Origin of the sequence: Bacillus sp. FSL R5-0659 (assembly GCF_038008785.1) — a bacterium.
Taxonomy (GTDB): Bacteria; Bacillota; Bacilli; order Bacillales; family Bacillaceae; genus Bacillus; species Bacillus safensis.
In genome coordinates, this window is the sequence record NZ_JBBOZU010000001.1 from 1,606,505 (window position 1) to 1,624,652 (window position 18,148).

Below are 18,148 nucleotides of genomic sequence, written 5' to 3' on the forward strand. Positions count from 1 at the left end.
CTTACAACAAGATGCAGCCAAAACCAGGCTGCTTTCTTTCTGATCTTTCGGTAGGTTATATTTTCTTTCGTAGTAAGGTGATGAGTATGGCTAAAAAGAGAAAACGGAAAACGAGAAAAAAACAAAATAAACAGCTAAAACTGAAATATGAATTAAATGGGTTAGTCTGTATTGCCATAGCGATCATTGCCATTTTACAGCTGGGCGTTGTTGGACAAACCTTTGTACATCTATTCCGATTCTTTGCAGGTGAATGGTTTATTCTCTGCCTTATCGGATTATTTCTTTTTGGTGTGACGATTTTCTGGAAAAAACAAATCCCAGATATTTTGACAAGAAGAAAAGCAGGTCTCTACTGCATCATTGCGAGTATCTTGCTTTTGTCACATGTGAAGCTTTTCCAGCATCTTTCATCTGCTGGCGTCATTGGCTCTCAAAGTGTAATTAGAAATACATTTGAGCTTTTCTTGATGGATATGAAAGGTGAAACAGGGTCATCTGATTTAGGAGGCGGCATGATCGGAGCTGTATTGTTTGCTGCTTCTTATTTCTTATTTGCGCAAGCAGGCTCGCAAATCATGGCGATTGTTCTGATGCTGATTGGAATTGTTCTGATTACAAACCGATCCCTGCAGGAAATGGTGAAAAAAGTGACGATTCCTGTATCACAATTTATGGTGAAGCAGTGGAAGGCGTTTGTTGAAGATATGAAAGGAATCAGGCAGGCGAAAAAGAGCGCGTCCTCTCAGAAAACAGGTGAAAAGAAAAAACGTTCACGCATTCAAGAACAGGACGAGGATGATCTGATCTTGATCGAAGAGGAAACGCCGTCTTCTGAGAATAGCCAGCCGATTATTTCAAGCTTTGCAGACAGAGATGACATTCTCACCCCGCCCGTTCAAAAGAAGCAGGCGGCAAAAGAGACAGAGCCTCTTCAAGAGTCTGTGCAAAGTGCACCAGTTCAATCAGATACAGCTGATGAACCAAAAGAGGCACCGCCGATGACATTTACAGAACTTGAAAACAAAGATTACGAATTGCCATCACTTGATATTTTGGCAGAGCCGCAGCATTCAGGTCAGCAAACAGATAAGAAAAATATATATGAAAATGCAAGAAAGCTTGAAAAAACATTTCAAAGCTTTGGTGTGAAAGCAAAAGTCACACAGGTTCATTTAGGTCCAGCTGTGACCAAATATGAAGTATATCCAGATGTTGGCGTGAAGGTCAGCAAAATCGTCAATCTAAGTGATGATTTAGCACTCGCCCTTGCAGCAAAGGACATTCGAATTGAGGCGCCGATTCCTGGTAAATCAGCCATCGGGATTGAAGTTCCGAATGCAGAAATCGCTATGGTTTCATTAAAAGAGGTATTAGAATCGAAGCAAAATGACCGTCCAAATGCTAAGCTCCTTATTGGCTTAGGCCGCAATATCTCGGGTGAAGCCGTGCTTGCTGAAATGAACAAAATGCCGCATTTACTTGTAGCAGGTTCGACTGGAAGCGGAAAAAGTGTGTGTATCAATGGCATTATCACAAGTATTCTCATGAGAGCGAAGCCTCATGAAGTGAAAATGATGATGATTGATCCAAAAATGGTTGAATTAAATGTGTATAACGGCATTCCGCACCTTTTGGCACCTGTCGTAACAGACCCTAAGAAAGCTTCTCAAGCACTTAAAAAAGTAGTCAGCGAAATGGAACGCCGCTATGAATTGTTTTCTCATACGGGGACAAGAAATATTGAAGGATACAATGATTACATTAAACGAATGAATCAAACAGAAGATGCCAAACAGCCAGAGCTTCCTTATATTGTTGTCATTGTAGACGAGCTTGCTGATTTAATGATGGTGGCTTCCTCTGATGTGGAAGACTCCATTACAAGACTTTCTCAAATGGCTCGTGCTGCGGGAATTCATTTGATTATCGCCACACAAAGACCTTCTGTCGATGTCATTACAGGTGTCATTAAAGCCAATATCCCGTCCCGCATCGCCTTTAGCGTATCCTCCCAAACAGATTCAAGGACGATCCTTGATATGGGGGGCGCAGAAAAGTTGCTGGGCAGAGGGGACATGCTGTTTTTACCTGTTGGTGCAAACAAGCCGGTTCGTGTGCAAGGCGCCTTTTTATCAGATGAAGAAGTGGAACATGTTGTTGATCATGTGATCACACAGCAAAAAGCCCAATACCAAGAGGAAATGATTCCAAGCGAAGAAACGCAGGATCAGCTTGCAGCTGTGGAAGATGATCTATATGATGAAGCAGTTGAACTGATCATTGGCATGCAGACGGCTTCTGTCTCTATGCTGCAAAGAAGGTTCCGCATTGGTTATACCCGGGCAGCACGTCTCATTGACGCAATGGAAGAGCGAGGCGTTGTAGGCCCATATGAAGGAAGTAAACCAAGAGAGGTTCTTCTCTCAAAAGAACAATATGACGAGCTCTCTTCATAAGTTGAAGAGAGCTTTCGTGAAAATCAGTAAACGATAGTATGATTATGTTAACTGGATGTCAGACTATTTATTTATTTGCAAAAACATGATATAGTTATGTTCAACTTATCTCGGAATAGAGATTTCTCATCTTATCATTTGCATTGATTAGACGGAGGGAAAACATGTCGACCAAAACAGACAATCGCCATTTATATTTGAAAGTGATTGACCGTATTAAAGAAGATATTCAAACAGGTGTATATGCCGAAAAAGAAAAGCTGCCTTCTGAGTTTGAGCTCTCAAAGCTTTTAGGTGTGAGCAGAGCGACACTGCGTGAAGCCCTTCGTATATTAGAAGAAGAAAAGTATTTAATAAGAAGGCATGGTGTGGGGACTTTCGTCAACTCAAGACCACTTTTTTCGACAGGCATAGAACAGCTGACAAGTGTCACGAAAATGATTGAGCAGGTCAATATGACGCCTGGTACCATCTTTTTATCCTCGCAAGAAGGGGAGCCAACAGAAAATGATGTCATTCGTTTTCAGTGTGATGAATCTGATGGGATTTTTTCAATGGAACGCGTTCGAACGGCAGATGGACAGCCAGTTGTTTATTGTTTAGATAAAATTCCAGTCAAACACCTTCCCGCTTCTTTTACACATGAAGAAGAGTCTCTTTTTGAGCTGTTTGGAAGAGAACCGCACAGTGGGATTAAATATGCAGTTGCAGACATTGAACCAATTGGCTACCACGATCAGGTTTCACCGATTCTAGATTGTGACCCTGAAACGGCGTTATTATTACTCAAACAAATGCACTATGATCAGGATGATCAGCCGGTCTTATACTCCCTCAATTATTTTCGAGCGGATAAATTCAGCTTTCATGTCATACGCAAACGATTTTAAAAAGCAGTCGCTTCCATAGGCGGCTGCTTTTTGTTTGCCATACATAATACTCGTCAAACTTGCCACACTAATACGTAACAGTATATAGAATTGGGTGAATGATGTTGGGCGAGAAAACAGTCAGTAAAAAGAATATCATTGCGTTATCATCAGTCCCTCTAATCATGACACTAGGGAACTCGATGTTAATACCTGTATTGCCAGAGATAGAAAAGAAACTCTCGATCACTTCCTTTCAAGTCTCTCTCATTATTACGGTATATTCGGTTGTAGCAATCTTATGTATTCCAATCGCCGGTTATTTATCAGACCGGATTGGGCGGAAAAAGGTACTGCTGCCGTGTCTTTTAATCGCCGGACTTGGAGGGGCTGTGGCAGCAGTCGCCTCAACAATCATGAAAGAACCGTATATGTGGATCCTTCTTGGCAGGGTCCTTCAAGGTGTCGGTTCAGCTGGAGCGGCACCTGTTGTTATGCCATTTATAGGAGATTTGTTTCATGATGATGAAGAGGTCAGTGCGGGACTTGGCGCCATTGAAACCTCTAACACAGCGGGAAAGGTCCTAAGCCCGATTATTGGGGCACTTCTTGCTTCATGGTTTTGGTATGTGCCGTTTTGGTTCATTCCGTTCTTTTCGGCCATCAGCTTTCTCATGGTACTGTTCATGGTAGAGTCGGCGAAAAAAGAGGAGGACCCGCCTACATTTAAAGAGTTTTTAAAAGCAACAAAGACCATTTTTAAGCATGAGGGACGCTGGCTTTATGCCATTTTTGCTATTGGCGGTTTTATTATGTTTCTTCTTTTTGGTGTGCTTTTTTACTTATCCGATAATCTAGAGGCGGCTTATCAAATAAAAGGTGTCAAAAAAGGGTTTCTGCTGAGTATTCCGCTCCTTTTTCTATCAATCAGTTCCTTCGTTGCTGGAAAAACGATTGGAAAAGAAAAAGGCAAAATGAGGATCTTTTTAATCGCAGGTATGGCTTTGTTATCACTTTCTTATATTTTTTTATGGTGGAATCACAGCTTTTACGTATTGTTTATCTGTTTAAGCATTGGCGGTGTTGGTATCGGTATTGTGCTGCCTGCACTTGATGCGCTGATTACAGAAGGAATTGAAAAAGAACAATGCGGTACCATTACGTCATTTTATAGCAGTATGCGTTTTATCGGTGTTGCTTTAGGACCTCCGATTTTTGCCTATCTTATGGATAAAGGGGACTCCATTGTTTTTATTCTCTCGACCATTTGCAGTCTCATTTCACTATTTTTGGTCCTCTTTTTCATCCAGCCAGATGAAGAGGATGAGAGTGAACAATTGAAAACAGTTTAAATATAGAAAAAAGACGGCATTTTGCCATCTTTTTTCTTTTTTATAAATTGACATGTAAAATTTTGATAGTTAAACTAATGTATAGTAATATCTTTTAAATTATCCCAAATTGGAGGTGTTCAAAAACATTCATTTTCTGTCTTTCTTTAGGCAGAAATTGAGCTCGCGTGCTGATGATGGAGATGTGTTTCTTCAACACGTAAGGACAATTGAATAGGTCATCCTGCCATTTGAAGGAGACGCAGTCAGCACTTCAGACACGCTCAAATACAGCAAATTGATTGATGAACTAGAAGGAGCTTGAAGCAGCTATGTTGCAAATAATTAAAGCAAGATGGATTGTATTAGTGGTGTGGATGATAACAGCTGTGATTCTGTTTATTACTGCGCCCAATTTAGAGGAATTAACAAGAGAAAAAGGGCAATTAAAGGTTCCGGAGGGGACACCAACAGCTGAGGCACTTCACCTATTGGATAAGCTATCAGATAAGAACGGGAAAAAAGATACAGGTGTGCTTGTATTCTCCGAACAACATCTGTTCCCTGCGAAAGAGCAGGAATTAAAAAAGGCTTTAGCTGCACTCATGACACATGCCCCAGAACTCCACATTGACGGAATTACTTCATATTTTCATGTAGATCCGGACATTCAAAAACAACTTTTATCAAAAGATAAAAGTACACTTCTTGTTCCATTCAAATTCGACCACTACGAAACAAAAGCTGTGAAGATTAAAGAACAAATTGAGGAAGTTTTAAAGCCCTATCATGTCTCATATGAAATAACGGGTCAAAAATTTGTGGATTCAGATGTCATTAAAAGCTCTCAACAAGGTCTGAAGAAAACTGAACTTATCACGATGATTTTTATTTTCTTTATTTTAATAATTGTTTTCAGATCGATATTGGCACCTGTTGTTCCGCTCATTACGATAGGCATTTCTTACGCTGTCAGCCGGTGTATTGTGGCTTTTCTTGTAGAATATACACAATTTCCTCTATCTAATTTTACTCAGATTTTTATGGTAGCCATTATGTTCGGTATCGGAACAGATTATTGCATCCTGCTGTTAAGCCGTTTTAAAGAGGAGATCGGTCAAGGCCGTGATGTCAAAGAGTCGATTATCGTCACGTATCAATGTGCAGGGAAGACGGTATTTTTCAGCGGCTTAGCCGTGTTAGTCGGCTTCTCAAGTATTGGATTTGCTAAATTCCAATTGTATCAATCAGCCGTTAGTGTTGCCGTTGGAGTGGGCGTTCTGCTGATTGCCCTTGTTACCATCGTTCCCTTTTTTATGTCTGTTTTCGGAAAATCTCTATTCTGGCCATCTAAAAGAGAAAACATCCGGCACCCGCAAAGTAAAATGTGGGAATGGGCTGGGCGCTTTTCATTTAGAAGGCCGCTGATCAGCTTAGGTTTAGTCGCTCTTATTACGGTGCCTCCTATTCTGATGTACGACGGCACCCTATCTTATAACAGTTTAAATGAAATTGGGAATAAGTATGAGTCAGTGTCTGCATTTAATAAGATATCAGAGCAATTTGGCTTTGGTGAAGCGCTGCCTCTGAATGTGCTTGTTGAAAGTGACAATAAGCTAGATAATCAAAAAAAGATTGTGATCATTGAAAAACTGACCCGTAAATTAAATGACATTGACGAAGTCAAAACAGTCCGCAGTGTCACGCGCCCTGTTGGAGACGGACTGAGCCAGCTTTATGTCACCTCTCAAGCGAAAGAGCTAGGAGGAGAACTTGGCAAAGGACATGAAGGAATCGGGAAAATTTCTGATGGCTTGACAGAAACAAATCTGGCCCTTCTCAAACAAAAACCAAAAATTGAAGAATCCGCTCAAGGCATTGACAAGCTGATTGATGGAACGAAAGCAATCAAAAGCGGTATCGGAGAAGTCAGGGAATCCCTTATCTCTTTAGAAGATGGGGTGAGGCGCAGTAAAGATGGCGTCGGTACGATTCGAAGTAAAATCAAAGAAGCGAAAAAGGAATTAGAGCAAGAATATCGCAGCAGTGAAACGATGATTCAAGAGCTAGAGCAAGTGGTGAAAACACTGGAACGCCATGCGAAATCGAATCAGCAGCTGATGACAACCATTAAGAAAGTAAAGAAATCTTATGAAAATCTATCATTTGAAGCACTAGAAAATCGTCTTCCAGAAGTAAAAGACATGGAAGAATATAAAGAAATCAAGAAAGTATTCAAAGAAACAAAAGGAATGCTTGATCAAGCAGGGGATCAAATGAGTGTATATGAAGAGGAAGCCTCTCACTTTAAGCAAAAGATCAAGCAGGCAGATCAAGTGATTCAAACCTTATCAAGCAAGCAAAAAGAAGTAAAACGCCAAGTGCAAGCGCTCATGGATGGGCTTGATCAAATTTATGACGGTCTTGACCAAACAAATGAGGGCCAAAAACAATTGATTAAAGAAATGCCTAAAATTGAAGATGGTGCAGAGAAGTTGACAGACGGCCAAAAAGCCATCAAAAAAGGATTTGGCCAGCTTTCATCAAAACTTACATTATTAACAGATGGATTAGATGAAAGTATTGAAGGGCTTGAGCAGGTCAAAAGCGGCTTCACCGAGGCTGACGGCTACTTAAAGCAGCTTCAGCAAGCGCCAGATGAAGAAATAACAGGCTGGTTTATTCCAGAAGAAGTGCTGAAACGCCAAGAATTTAAGCAAATCTTTCATACGTATATGTCTCCAGATCGTAAATTAACGACTTTTGAAGTCATCCTAAATGTGAATCCATATAGCAATGAAGCGATGAAAGGTGTCGCAAAAATTGAGGAAACCCTCGATCAATATTTACCTGTAAGTGGACTCAAAAATGCCAAATACGGTGTATCTGGTATCTCAAGCTTAAATGTGGACTTAAAAGAAACGTCTGACGGTGACTTTATTCGAACTGTCATCTTCATGTTAATTGGTATTTTTATAATTTTAATTATTTTATTACGGTCAATCGTTATGCCGATATACTTAACACTTTCACTGATTTTAACGTATTTTACATCGATCGGGTTAACAGAATGGATCTTTAAAACATTTTTTGGCTACGATGGTGTCAGCTGGGCTGTCCCATTTTTCAGCTTTGTTATTCTTGTGACACTCGGGATCGATTATTCCATCTTCCTCATGGATCGTTTTAATGAATGGAAGGGAGAGCATGTACAAGCATCGATGATATCAGCGATGAGAAATATGGGTTCTGTCATTATTTCTGCAGTGGCCATTTTGGCAGGTACGTTCGCCGCTATGCTGCCATCGGGAGTATTATCACTTGTTGAAATTGCAACGGTCGTACTCATTGGACTTTTATTATATGCTTTTGTTGTATTGCCGCTCTTTATTCCGGTTATGGTTCGTATTTTCGGTAAATGGAATTGGTGGCCTTTTAGAATGAAATAACAACTGGCGTCTCTGCTATGAGCAGAGGCGTTTTTATTTCCTATCCTTTCCTCTGATTGATATAATGTCTATTAAATGGCTGTTTCACGTATATATCAGCTATGTTCTAATACATAATAAATAGGATGAACAAAGGAGGTTTCTCATGACGTACTTACAAGAGAAGACACTGGACACACCTGGTCTTCATACTCATATTGTCAAAACAGAAAAATTTAAAACCGTGACAATCCTTTTTAAAATGCTTGCACCGTTATCCAAAGATGACGTCACCATGCGTTCTCTTTTCCCGCATGTGTTGTTAAGAGGAACAGAAAAGATGCCGAAAACAGGTGCATTGCGTGCTTATTTTGATGAGCTCTATGGAGCAACCGTTTCGGCAGACATGGCGAAAAAAGGTGAGAATCACATTATTACCTTCCGTCTAGAAATGGCGAATGAAAAATATCTAAAGGATCAAACTCCTTTACTAGAAAAAGGGATTGCCTTACTATCTGACCTATTATTCCACCCGTATGTTGAAGAAGGGGTGTTTAGTCAATTATATGTAGATCAAGAAAAACGCACGTTAAAACAGCGAATTCAGGCAGTCTATGATGATAAAATGCGTTATTCGAATTTAAGACTCGTGCAGGAAATGTGTAAAGGTGAACCGTATGCACTGCACGTCAATGGTGAAATGGAAGACATCGACGCAATCACCGCTCACTCGCTCTTTGAAGCTTATGAGCATGCGCTTCAATCAAACCAGCTTGATCTTTATGTAGTAGGAGATGTTGACGAACAAGACATCAGCCGAATGGTCTCCCAATACTTTAAAACAAGTGAAAGAGAACCGATCAAACAACAGACTGAATCAGCAAGACCTCAAAATGAACCAAAAGAAGTCATTGATGAAGAGGACGTAAAACAAGGCAAACTGAACATCGGCTTTCGCACACATACAACGATTGCAGATAAAGATTATCCGGCGCTGCATTTGTTTAATGGCATATTCGGCGGTTTCTCGCATTCTAAGCTATTCATCAATGTTCGTGAAAAAGCAAGTCTTGCGTACTACGCTGTGTCTAGACTTGAGAGCTTTAAAGGCTTGATGATGGTCATGTCAGGGATTGAAGTTGGCAACTACCAGCAGGCAGTAGACATCATCAAAGAACAATTTGAAGCGATGCAAAAAGGTGATTTTTCTGATGAAGCAATTGATCAAACAAAAGCAGTCGTCAAAAACCAGCTGCTTGAAACGATCGATACATCATATGGGACAGCAGAATATTTGTATCAGCATGCCGTTGTGCCAACTGGGGAAACCCTTGATTCCTTTTTGGAAGCATTAGACCGAGTGACAAAAGAGGACATCATCAAAGTGGGTCAGAAAATCGAGTGGGATACGACCTATTTTCTTAAAGGAACGGAGGGTGCTTCATGACAGTGAAAACAATTCAATTCGACCAGCTGCAAGAAACGGTCTATCACGAAAAAATGGAAAGCGGACTTGACGTCTATGTGCTGCCAAAGCAAGGGTTTAACAAAACCTATGCGACCTTTACAACAAAATATGGCTCAGTTGATAATGAATTTGTGCCGCTTGGCAAAGAAGACATGATTCGAGTGCCTGACGGAATTGCCCATTTCTTAGAGCATAAGCTGTTTGAAAAAGAGGATGGAGACGTGTTTCATACTTTTAGTAAACAAGGAGCATCCGCAAACGCTTTTACAACGTTTACGAGAACGGCTTATTTATTCTCTAGCACCTCAAATGTCGAACAAAACCTTGAGACACTCATTGATTTTGTTCAAGAGCCTTATTTTACTGAAAAAACAGTCGAAAAAGAAAAAGGTATCATTGGCCAAGAGATTAACATGTATGACGATAATCCGGACTGGCGTTTATTCTTTGGTCTGATTGAAAATTTATATCAAGAACATCCTGTGAGAATAGATATTGCTGGAACAGTAGAGAGTATTGCCCCTATTACAAAAGATCATTTGTATGAATGCTATGAAACGTTCTATCACCCGAGCAATATGCTTCTATTCGTCGTTGGTCCGGTTGATCCGAAACAAATTTTAGATCAAGTCAGAGCAAATCAGGCGAAAAAGCCATTTACAGACCAGCCGGAGATCAAACGAAAAGACATCAATGAGCCTGAAGGTGTATACCGGAAAGAATACGAACTTCCAATGAACGTACAAGGCTCTAAATGTATGTTCGGGTTGAAAACAAAGAATCCGCATAAAAAAGGAAATCAACTGCTAAAGCATGAGCTTGGGATGAACCTCATTTTAGAGACGCTGTTTGGCAAAAGCTCATTACAATATGAACAGATGTATGAAAAAGGCTTAATTGATGAAACATTCAGCTACGATTATACAGAAGAAGGCGGCTTTGGCTTCACTTCAGTTGGCGGGGATACAAATGATCCTGATCAACTCGCAAAAGTATTAAAAGAAACCCTTCTTCAAGCAAAAAGCCTCATGACAGAGGAGAAAATTGAGCTTGCACGCAAGAAAAAAATCGGCAGCTTTTTAAAAGCCATGAATTCTCCAGAATACATTGCGAACCAATTTACTCGATATGCATTCTTAGACATGAGCTTATTTGATGTCGTCACAGTGCTGGAACAAATTCAATTAGCTGATATTCAGCAAATTTTAGATGAAGAAATTGATGAAGAACGGATGTCCGTTTTCAAAGTCGTCCCAAAAACAAAATAAATGTAAAAAGACAAACTCATATCGGCAGAGTTTGTCTTTTTTATGTTCATTGAAAAAACCGCTTTATTTGCGAGGATATTCATTGACAATTGTTTTGTTCGTTAGTTAAACTCTTTAATAGTTAAACACTTAAACTAAAAAGGAGCAGCGTATGGAACAAAATAAAATTGCCCAGCTCATCCAGAGGTATGCAGATGTCTATCTCATGATGGAGAAAAAAGTATCGAGTATGATCACAGAAAAGCTTGATAAAGAGCTGACGCTTGATCAATATTACTCCCTTCGATACATCAATTTACATCCGGGGTGTACCTCAACGGACCTGGCTTATGTATGTAATGTAAACAAAAGTGCTGTAACATCCATGACCAATCGTCTTTTCACGAAAAACTATATTTTTCGTGAACATGATCAAGCTGACAGAAGAAATGTTCACCTGTACGTCACGCCAGAGGGCAAAGATGTTGTCAGCCGAATGGAGAAGCAGCTTCAAGACCTAGTTCGATCTTATTTTGAAAAGCTTGAAGAAAAAGAAATGGAATCATTTATTCAAACATATGAAAAGATCTATCAAGTGATCATCGAAGAGGAGGCACAAAGTACTAATGAGAGCAATCATAAAGGGTAGATGGCTGATCACGATCCTGTGGGTCGTATTAGCGGCAGTGTTACTCATCACCGCTCCTAATATGGCGCAATTAACAAAAGAAAAAGGGCAAATTTCTGTACCAGACGGCTATCCGTCCTCATATGCCAATCAGTTATTAAAGAAAATGTCTGAAAACGGGGATACAGAAAAATCAATCGTCATTGTCTTTCAAGAAAAGAACATTGTAAAAGAAAGAGAAACCTCTTTAAAAAAGGCAATGGACATTTTAGAAAAGGATCAAGATCTCCACATAGAGGACATCACTTCTTACTTTGAAGCCAATAAAGATATTAAAAAACAAATGCTCTCTAAAGATCAAACGACACTTCTTGTTCCAGTTACATATGACTCAAACAAAATCAAAGCGTCCGATTTTAAAGAAAGAGTCAATGAAAAGCTGAAAAGCTTAAACCTGAAATTTGAAATGACAGGGCAGCCGTTAATTGATGATGATGTTATCACAAGTTCGCAGGAAGGCTTGAAGAAAACAGAATTCATTACGATTGGGTTTATTCTCGTCGTTCTTGTTCTTGTTTTTAGATCAGCTGTGGCGCCTTTCGTTCCGTTAGTCGCAGTGGCACTGTCTTACTTGGTGAGTCAATCGATCGTGGCTTATTTAGTAAAATATGTAGACTTTCCGCTCTCGACCTTTACTCAGATCTTTATGGTCGCGATCATGTTTGGAATTGGAACGGACTACTGCATACTGCTTCTCAGCCGCTTTAAGGAAGAGATCGCACACGGTAAAGATAAAATTGAGGCAATTCTCATTACGTATAAAACAGCAGGAAAGACCGTCTTATTCAGCGGAATTGCGGTTCTAATCGGTTTTACATGTATTGGTCTGGCACAATTCCAGCTTTATAAATCAGCTGTTGCAGTAGCAGTCGGGGTTGCTGTGCTCATTGTGGCCCTTCTCACGATTGTACCGTTCTTTATGGCGGTTTTAGGAAAGGTGTTGTTTTGGCCGATTAAAGGCGATATTGCTCATCCGCAGTCAAGAATGTGGGAAACAGCAGGCCGCTTTTCATTTAAGAAACCGCTTTTCAGTTTATTAATCGTAGGAATCATTACACTTCCGCCAATTCTGATGTATAAAGGAACCCTTTCTTATAACAGCTTAGATGAAATTGGTAACAAATACGAATCGGTCAACGCATTCAATACCATTTCTGACAAGTTTGGACCGGGTGAAGCACTTCCGGCAACAGTGGTCGTGAAATCAGCTGATGTTTTAGATAACAATGAAGGGCTGATTGCCATCGAAAAACTCAGCCGTGCAATTGAACAAACAGATGGTGTCAGCAAAGTCAGAAGTGCTACCCGTCCTGTCGGTAAAGGGCTGAGTGATCTGTACGTGAAATCACAAGCCAAGGAACTGAACACAGGGCTTGATAAAAGCAATAAGGGTTTGAAAAACATTCAAGATGCACTGACAACAATGAGTCAATCCATTGAGGATCAAACGCCGCAAATCAAATCATCTGGAAAAGGCATTAACAAATTGATTTCCGGTACAGAATCTGTGCAAACAGGGATTCAAAATGTTGAAAAATCCTTAAGAAAATTACAAAACGGAATCGACCAAAATAAAAAAGGTGTAGCAGCCATTAAAAATGAAATCAAAGGTGCGAAAAAGGAATTAACGGCTCAAGTCGCACAAGTGAATCAGCAAGTTTCGCTTTATAAAAGCATTTCTAAAGAACTAAAGGCGGCGTTAGCGCAAGTGGATACATCATCCTCTGCCGCAGCAGATGTAAAAGCGTTAATCAAACAAGCAAATACACAATTTAGTACACTGGAAAAGCAAATCCCACAGGTAAAAGAAAATCAATCGTATCAAGCGATCAAAGCTTCGTACAATGAACTTTCTGCGACTTTGCAAGAAGGGGCGAAACAGGCAGACAGCTATGCCAAACAAGCGAAAGAAGCTAGAAAGCAGCTTGAAGCAGCTGATGCCTTTATCGCAAAAGCTTCAGAGCAGCAAAAAGTCTTGACGAGTCAAATCGATGAACTCATTGCTGGCTTAGATGCAGTTGAAACTGGACTGGATCAAACATCTAAAGGTCAAGGACAAATAGCTGATAATATGCCAAAGCTTGCAAATGGAGCGGGCGACATCATTAATGGTCAAAAGCAAATGAAAGAAAAGATTGGCGGCTTTGGGGATGATCTGACAAAGCTGACAGATGGCCTGAACAAAAGTGTTAATGGACTGGAGAAAATTTCGAGCGGCTTAATGGGTGCAGGTGACTACTTAGATGAACTGAAAAATGCACCAGATCAAGACATGGCCGGCTGGTTTATTCCAAAAGACGTCTTAAAAAATAAAGCATTCAAACAAGTATTTGATTCATACATGTCAGATGATCGCAAGATGACAAAAATTGATGTCATTTTAGAAAAAAATCCATATGGAAATGAAGCTCTGTCAACAATAAAACAAGTGGAAGCTTCTGTTGAAAGGGCACTTCCTGAAACAAACCTAAAAGATGCGTCATTTGGCGTTTCAGGTGTATCAAGTATGAACGCTGATCTGAAACAGCTGTCAGATCAAGATTTCAATAAGACAGTGCTTTACATGATGATTGGTATTTTCCTTATTTTGGTGATTTTGTTCCGTTCGCTTGTTATGCCGTTGTACTTGGTAGGTTCACTCATATTGACTTACTTTACAGCAATCGGTATAACAGAATTTATTTTCACCCATTTCTTCGGATATCCAGGCATTAACTGGGCTGTACCATTCTTTGGATTTGTCATATTAATGGCGCTCGGAGTCGATTATTCGATTTTCTTAATGGAGCGATTCAATGAATACAAAACAAAAGACATCCAGTTTGCCATGACCGAATCAATGAAAAATATGGGGTCTGTCATTATGTCTGCTGCTGTTATTCTGGCAGGAACATTTGCCGCAATGCTTCCATCAGGTGTACTGTCTCTCTTGCAGATTGCGACACTTGTCCTCACAGGACTTTTATTATACGCACTCGTTGTGCTACCATTGTTCGTACCTGTAATGGTGAAATTGTTCGGATCAGCCAACTGGTTCCCATTTAAACGAAAAGAATAGGTATCCCATATAGAAAGAAGGAATCAATGTGATGAGTCGTTGGGCGCTGATAACAGGTGCCAGTGGCGGGATTGGGCAGGCAGCAGCCAAAAAGCTTGCCCAAGAAGGCTGCAACCTAATGCTTCATTATCATAAAAATGAACAGGCAGCTATGCGCCTCGCCGCTCATTTGGATGAGGCATATCACATTCAGACGCATGTCGTTCAAGCAGATTTAGCTATAACGGGCGGAGCAGATGAGCTTGTCAGCCGCCTGCCGCTCTGTCCAGATATACTTGTTTTAAATAGCGGCAGGAGCCATGTCGGATTGGTAACAGACACAGAAAAAGATGTATTAGCCAGTATGGTGCAGCTTCATGTCACAAGTCCATATGAGCTTACCCAATCCCTTTTACCTGCCATGATCCAAAAGAAAGCAGGCCATATCATTGCGGTCAGCTCGATATGGGGAGAAACGGGAGCATCGTGTGAAGTGCTGTACAGCATGGTCAAAGGTGCGCAAAATGCTTTTATAAAAGGATTAGCAAAAGAGCTTGCCCCAAGTGGAATTAGAGCAAATGCTGTCTCACCAGGTGCTGTCAAAACAGACATGATGAGTAGTTTTACGCAGGAAGACATCGCAATGCTGGAAGAAGAAATCCCGCTTGGCCGGCTTGCATCGCCTGAGGAAGTTGCAGATGTCATTTGGTTTCTCGCCTCAAAACAGTCAAGTTATATCACAGGTCAAATTTTATCTGTTAATGGCGGCTGGTACTGTTAAAAAACGTGTATAATTCGCCTCTCCATGACAAAAGCTATGGCTGTAATTCATCTTTTCGAATGGAGGAATCGACATGTCTGTACTTGAGAACTGGGACCATTGGAAAAACTTTTTAGGTGATCGCTTAAATCATGCGCAGGATAAAGGTTTAGAAGATGAGACCATCAATAACCTTGCATATGAAATTGGCGGATATCTAGCTAACGAAGTTGAGGCAAAGAACGAGCAGGAAAGAGTACTTGCTGACCTTTGGAGCGTTGCATCAGAAGATGAGCAGCGTGCCATTGCAAATATGATGGTCAAGTTAGTTGAAAATAATAGCTCGCACTAAACAAAAAGAGGGGTCGTTTGTGCCTCTCTTTTTATTTTAACCGTTTCACAACATTGTGCTTTCTAAAAATGTGAAAATGCTTTATGATAAAGGAAGGTAAAAATTTGCCACAATGAAGGGGGTAATATCATTTGGCAAAGCTCGAATGGTATTTTGAATATGAGATACAGGTAAACCGTCCCGGACTTTTAGGAGACATTTCTTCTCTAATGGGGATGCTTTCAATTAATATTGTGACAATCAATGGTGTTGATGTATCAAGACGCGGAATGCTTTTACGCTGTGACCACACAGATCAAATTAAGCGGCTTGAATCAATTTTAAATACAATGGAAACGATAAAAGTAACGAAATTAAGACAGCCAAAGCTTCGTGACCGCTTAGCTGTTCGTCATGGAAGATACATACAGCGTGATGCGGATGACAAAAAGACGTTCCGTTTTGAAAGAGACGAGCTCGGTCTTCTTGTTGATTTTATGGCTGAACTCTTTAAAAAAGAAGGACATAAATTGATTGGGATTCGCGGTATGCCGCGTGTCGGAAAAACAGAATCAATTGTGGCTTCAAGTGTTTGTGCAAGCAAGAGATGGCTGTTTGTATCGTCTACTCTTTTGAAACAGACGATCCGAAGTCAGCTGATCGCAGATGAATACAGCCCAGATAACGTCTTTATTATTGATGGAATTGTGTCGACAAGAAGAGGTTCTGAGAAGCATTTGCAGCTTTTAAGGGAAATTATGAGACTGCCGGCAACAAAGGTGGTCGAGCATCCAGACATCTTTATTCAAAATTCAGAATATACAATGGATGATTTCGACTATATCATTGAATTGCGTAATAGCGCAGACGAAGAGATTACATATGAACACGCTGAAGAACCACAAGTGTTTGATCATTCTGGTTTTTCTGGCTTCGATTTTTAATATGGTAATGGTAGGTGTTTGTTTTGACTGAATTGGGAAAACGGCTCGTTGAGGCCAGAGAGGAAAAAGGGATGTCGCTGGAGGATCTTCAGACGGTTACCAAGATCCAAAAGCGCTATTTGCTAGCAATCGAACAAGGAAACTATGATATTATTCCAGGTAAATTTTACGTCAGAGCGTTTATTAAACAATATGCCGAAGCCGTTGGACTGAATCCTGAACAATTGTTCGAAGAGTTTCGTAAAGATGTTCCAAGCACGTACAATGATGAAGTATCTGATAAATTATCGAATATTAAGCCGCAAAGAGAGCTGCCAAAGCCTGCCTCGAAAGTGCTTGAACTATTGCCGACAATTTTAATTATTGGAGGCATCATTGTGGTCATCGCCATCATTTATGTGATCGTGCAGGCGGTCAATCATGATAGCGGACAGAAGAATAATCAGGCGGCCCCTCAGCAATCAGAATCTAAATATGAAGTATCTGAGGATTCATCTCTTGCAAAAGATCAAAAGAAAAAAGAAAAAGCTTCATCAGATGATAAAGAAAAATCATCTAAAAAAGAAGATTCATCAAAAGACGATGAAACGGTCTCTTTAAAGGCGACGAATACAGAAGGCTCAACGACTACGTATGAAGTATCAGGTGCAGACGAAATGGAGTTAACCATTTCTGCCTCGCAAGCTTCATGGCTGCGCGTAAGAGACGAATCTGGAAAAGTGCTGAAGATGGGTGAACTAAAAGATGGCGAATCGTTTAAAACAGACCTGTCTGATCTTTCTCAGGTCGATATCCGTCTAGGCAATGCGTCTGGAATTGATATCAAGGTAAATGACGAGACACTTAAGTACGAATTAGACCCTAAGAACACCATGACACAAAACATTGTGATTGTGAATAAAGGAAAGGAAAAGTCATCTTAAGCAAGTAGATGACTTTTCTTTTGTTCCTACTATTATATATACATAAAAATTTGCATTATTGGAGGATTGGATTTCATGTTTAACTTACCGAATAAAATAACCCTTTCTAGGATCGCCTTGATCCCTGTTTTTATGATCATTATGCTTGCACCGTTTGATTGGGGTGTCGCACGCTTTGGCGACGTCAGCATCGAAGTAACGCACCTTGTTGGAGCGATTCTGTTTATTGTCGCTTCAACAACTGACTGGATTGATGGCTACTACGCACGTAAACTTAATTTAGTGACGAACTTTGGTAAATTTTTAGATCCGCTTGCAGATAAATTGCTTGTTTCAGCTGCTTTAATTATACTTGTTCAATACCACCTCACACCTGCATGGATGGCGATTGTGATCATCAGCCGTGAATTTGCTGTAACAGGTCTAAGACTTGTATTAGCTGGAGGCGGTGAAGTAGTGGCAGCGAATATGCTTGGGAAAGTGAAGACATGGGCGCAAATCATTGCGATTTCAGCACTTTTACTGCATAACCTGCCGTTTGAACTTGTATCATTCCCGTTTGGTGATCTAGCGATGTGGGTAGCGGTGTTCTTCACTGTTGTCTCAGGCTGGGATTACTTTGCAAAAAACTGGGAAGCTTTAAAGAATTCTAACTAAAAAGGA

13 protein-coding genes are annotated in these 18,148 nt (G+C 40.4%); all 13 read left to right on the forward strand.

All coding sequences use genetic code 11. The annotated features are described in order from the left end of the window. Positions 1 to 86 precede the first annotated feature (86 nt). The 13 genes from NSQ72_RS08120 (at position 87) to pgsA (ending at position 18,142) form a co-directional block, all read left to right on the forward strand. Entirely contained in the window at positions 87 to 2,459 is a 2,373-nt protein-coding gene (locus tag NSQ72_RS08120; RefSeq protein WP_341040554.1) for an FtsK/SpoIIIE family DNA translocase, read from the forward strand. 164 nt (positions 2,460 to 2,623) lie between these two features. After that, positions 2,624 to 3,349, forward strand: coding sequence for a GntR family transcriptional regulator (locus tag NSQ72_RS08125; RefSeq protein ID WP_039178693.1), 726 nt, complete (start codon positions 2,624 to 2,626; stop codon positions 3,347 to 3,349). A gap of 101 nt (positions 3,350 to 3,450) precedes the next feature. Beyond that, entirely contained in the window at positions 3,451 to 4,680 is a 1,230-nt protein-coding gene (locus NSQ72_RS08130) for an MFS transporter (RefSeq protein WP_247544397.1), read from the forward strand. A gap of 311 nt (positions 4,681 to 4,991) precedes the next feature. After that, entirely contained in the window at positions 4,992 to 8,108 is a 3,117-nt protein-coding gene (locus NSQ72_RS08135) for an MMPL family transporter (RefSeq protein ID WP_341083747.1), read from the forward strand. A 145-nt stretch (positions 8,109 to 8,253) separates the two neighbouring features. Then, the gene (gene yfmF / locus NSQ72_RS08140; RefSeq protein WP_341083748.1) at positions 8,254 to 9,534 is read left to right on the forward strand and encodes an EF-P 5-aminopentanol modification-associated protein YfmF; all 1,281 of its coding nucleotides are present in this window, start codon (positions 8,254 to 8,256) and stop codon (positions 9,532 to 9,534) included. Continuing rightward, on the forward strand, positions 9,531 to 10,823 hold the full coding sequence (gene yfmH, locus NSQ72_RS08145) for an EF-P 5-aminopentanol modification-associated protein YfmH (protein WP_039178701.1): 1,293 nt from the start codon (positions 9,531 to 9,533) through the stop codon (positions 10,821 to 10,823). The genes yfmF and yfmH overlap by 4 nt, the downstream gene beginning before the upstream one ends. Before the next feature lie 151 nt (positions 10,824 to 10,974). Beyond that, a complete protein-coding gene (locus tag NSQ72_RS08150; protein WP_041084797.1) occupies positions 10,975 to 11,451 on the forward strand; it encodes a MarR family winged helix-turn-helix transcriptional regulator in 477 nt (158 codons plus the stop codon). After that, positions 11,429 to 14,548 carry an MMPL family transporter gene (locus tag NSQ72_RS08155; RefSeq protein WP_341083749.1) on the forward strand — a complete coding sequence of 1,040 codons (3,120 nt, stop codon included), beginning with the start codon at positions 11,429 to 11,431 and terminating at the stop codon, positions 14,546 to 14,548. Before NSQ72_RS08150 ends, NSQ72_RS08155 begins: the two co-directional genes overlap by 23 nt. 31 nt (positions 14,549 to 14,579) lie before the next feature. Next, on the forward strand, positions 14,580 to 15,308 hold the full coding sequence (gene ymfI / locus NSQ72_RS08160; protein WP_039178709.1) for an elongation factor P 5-aminopentanone reductase: 729 nt from the start codon (positions 14,580 to 14,582) through the stop codon (positions 15,306 to 15,308). Positions 15,309 to 15,381: 73 nt separating this feature from the next. Continuing rightward, positions 15,382 to 15,639 (forward strand): DUF3243 domain-containing protein, encoded by a 258-nt coding sequence (locus NSQ72_RS08165; protein WP_024424114.1) that lies wholly within the window; start codon positions 15,382 to 15,384, stop codon positions 15,637 to 15,639. Between the two features lie 131 nt (positions 15,640 to 15,770). Beyond that, positions 15,771 to 16,562 carry a DUF3388 domain-containing protein gene (locus tag NSQ72_RS08170; RefSeq protein ID WP_003211480.1) on the forward strand — a complete coding sequence of 264 codons (792 nt, stop codon included), beginning with the start codon at positions 15,771 to 15,773 and terminating at the stop codon, positions 16,560 to 16,562. Positions 16,563 to 16,585: 23 nt separating this feature from the next. After that, positions 16,586 to 17,485, forward strand: coding sequence for a helix-turn-helix domain-containing protein (locus tag NSQ72_RS08175; RefSeq protein ID WP_126681845.1), 900 nt, complete (start codon positions 16,586 to 16,588; stop codon positions 17,483 to 17,485). Between the two features lie 75 nt (positions 17,486 to 17,560). Next, positions 17,561 to 18,142 (forward strand): CDP-diacylglycerol--glycerol-3-phosphate 3-phosphatidyltransferase, encoded by a 582-nt coding sequence (gene pgsA, locus NSQ72_RS08180; protein WP_126681846.1) that lies wholly within the window; start codon positions 17,561 to 17,563, stop codon positions 18,140 to 18,142. Positions 18,143 to 18,148 lie beyond the last annotated feature (6 nt).